Genomic DNA, 2564 nt, shown 5'->3' on the forward strand with positions numbered 1-2564 from the left:
GCGGCCTTGATGGCCACCGGGGCGTGCTCGCGCGAGGAGCCGCAGCCGAAGTTCTCGTCGGCGACGATGATGTCGCCGGGCTTCACGCGGTCGACGAAGGTGGTGTCGAGGTCCTCAAGGCAGTGCTTGGCGAGCTCGGCGGGGTCGGAGGTGTTGAGGTAGCGGGCCGGGATGATGACGTCGGTGTCGATGTCGCGGCCGTAGCGGAAAACGGTTCCCTTGAACTGCATGCGGATTCCTTTCTTGTCCCGGTCGGCTAGTCGAGGTCGGAGGGCAGCGCGATGTGGCCGACAACGGCCGAGGCGGCGCAGACGGCGGGGCTCGCCAGGTAGACCTCGGAGGTCGGGTCGCCCATGCGGCCGACGAAGTTGCGGTTCGTGGAGCTCACGCACTTCTCGCCCGCGGCGAGGATTCCCATGTAGCCGCCCAGGCACGGCCCACAGGTCGGCGTGGAGACGACGCAGTGGGCGTTGATGAAGACGTCCATGAGGCCCTCGTGCACGCACTGCAGCCAGACGCCCTGGGTGGCGGGGATCACGATGCAGCGGACGTTCGGGTCGACCGTGCGGCCGCGCAGGACCTCGGCGGCGGCGCGCATGTCCTCGATGCGGCCGTTCGTGCAGGAGCCGATGACGGCCTGGTCGATCTTGACCTCGCGGCTCTCGGCCACGGGGTGGGTGTTGGAGGGCAGGTGCGGCCACGAGACGCACGGCACGATGTCGGCGGCGTCGATGTGGATGACCTGCTTATACTGGGCGTCGGCGTCCGGGTGGAACTCGCGGATCGGGCGCTTGGCGCGGCGCTCGACGTACTCGCGGCACTTCTCGTCGACCTCAAAGAGGCCCGCCTTGCCGCCGGCCTCGATGGCCATGTTCGCGATGGTCAGCCGGCCCTCGACCGAGAGCGCCTCGATGGTCGAGCCCGCGAACTCCATGGCGCAGTAGAGCGCGCCGTCGACGCCGATCATACCGATGATGTGCAGGATGATGTCCTTGGCGGAAGCCCCCTCGGGCAGCTCGCCGTCGATGACGAAGCGGATGGTCTCGGGCACCTTGAACCAGGCGCGGCCGGTGGCCATGCCCACACCGGCGTCCGTGGAGCCCACGCCCGTGGAGAACGCGCCGATGCCTCCGTAGGTGCAGGTGTGGGAGTCCGCGCCGATCATGAGGTCGCCGGGGACGACAACGCCCTGCTCGGGGAGGAGCGCGTGCTCGATGCCCATGCATCCCTGCTCGAAGTAGTTCGTGATGTGGTGCTCGTGGGCGAAGTCGCGGGTGACCTTGGTCTGCTCGGCGCTCTTGATGTCCTTATTGGGGCTGTAATGGTCGGGCACCAGGCAGATGCGGTCGCGGTCGAAGACCCCGGCGCCGATCTCGCGCACGGTCTTGATGGCGATGGGCGCCGTGATGTCGTTGGCGAGCACGAGGTCGAGGTCGCACTCGACAAGCTGCCCGGGGACGACCTCGTCGAGGCCCGCGTGGGCGGCCAGGATCTTCTCGGCCATGGTCATGGGACGTGCCATGTGAACTCCTCTCCAAAGAGGGCCGCCTCCGGCCGCCCCCCAGTAAACTCAACATTCCAATAATACCAAGACGCGCCGTGCGCCCGTGAGCGCTCCCCTACAATTGATGACGCTCATCACGCGCAGCAAAGAAGGACAGACATGACGCTCCAACAGCTCCGTTACCTCATCGCCGTCGCCGAGTGCGGCTCCATCAACGCCGCCGCGGGCGACCTCTACACCTCGCAGTCGAACGTGTCGGCCGCCGTGAGCGAGCTCGAGCGCGAGCTCGGGATCGAAATCTTCACCCGCAGCAACCGCGGCGTCACGCTGACCAACGACGGCACCGAGCTGCTCGGCTACGCCCGGCAGGTCGTCGAGCAGGCGGACCTCCTTACCGCGCGCTTCCGCGAGAAGGCGGCCCCGAGCGCCCGTTTGGCGGTCTCGACCCAGCACTACGCCTTCAGCCTCGCCGCCTTCGTCAACGTCGTCGAGAGCTTCCAGGGCAGCGAGTTCGAGTTCGTGCTGCGCGAGACCACGACGGCCCAGATCATCGAGGACGTGAGCCAGTTCAGAAGCGAGGTCGGCATCCTCTACCTCGACGACTTCAACGAGCGCGTGCTCAGGCGTGCCATGGCCGACGCGCGCGTGGCGTTCACGCCCCTCTTTTCCGCAGACGTGCACGTGTTTGTCGGGACGGGGCACCCCCTCGCGGGCAGGCCGTCCGTGCGCCTGGACGAGCTCGCCCCCTACGCGCGCTACAGCTTCGAGCAGGGCACCGTCAACTCGTTCCATTACAGCGAGGAGCCGCTGGCCTATGTGCCGTGCTCGAAGAACATCCGCTACACGGACCGCGCGACGCTCTCGAACCTGCTGACGAGCTACAACGGCTACACGCTCTCCACGGGGGTCCTCACGAGCGAGATGCAGTCGGGCATCGTGAGCATTCCCTTGGAGGACGCCCCCACGATGCACGTGGGCTACATCATGCACGAGGAGCGGCGCGCGACCAAGCTCGTCGAGCGCTATATCGCCGAGCTCGAGCGCGTGATCGCGGCGAACC

General features: G+C 67.2%; 2 protein-coding genes and 1 pseudogene. 1 reads left to right on the plus strand and 2 read right to left on the minus strand.

Annotated elements, in window-relative coordinates; genetic code table 11:
* Positions 1-230: pseudogene (gene leuD / locus ACT84W_RS00430) on the minus strand (3-isopropylmalate dehydratase small subunit); the annotation flags it as partial.
* A gap of 26 nt (positions 231-256) precedes the next feature.
* A complete protein-coding gene (leuC, locus tag ACT84W_RS00435) occupies positions 257-1522 on the minus strand; it encodes a 3-isopropylmalate dehydratase large subunit (protein WP_432291179.1) in 1266 nt (421 codons plus the stop codon).
* Between the two features lie 141 nt (positions 1523-1663).
* Here leuC and ACT84W_RS00440 point away from each other — a divergent pair.
* Positions 1664-2564, plus strand: a 901-nt coding sequence (locus tag ACT84W_RS00440; protein WP_444327843.1) for a LysR family transcriptional regulator, incomplete at its 3' end; no start/stop codon positions are given.

It is taken from the genome of Paratractidigestivibacter sp. (assembly GCF_052362415.1).
Taxonomy (GTDB): domain Bacteria; phylum Actinomycetota; class Coriobacteriia; order Coriobacteriales; family Atopobiaceae; genus Paratractidigestivibacter.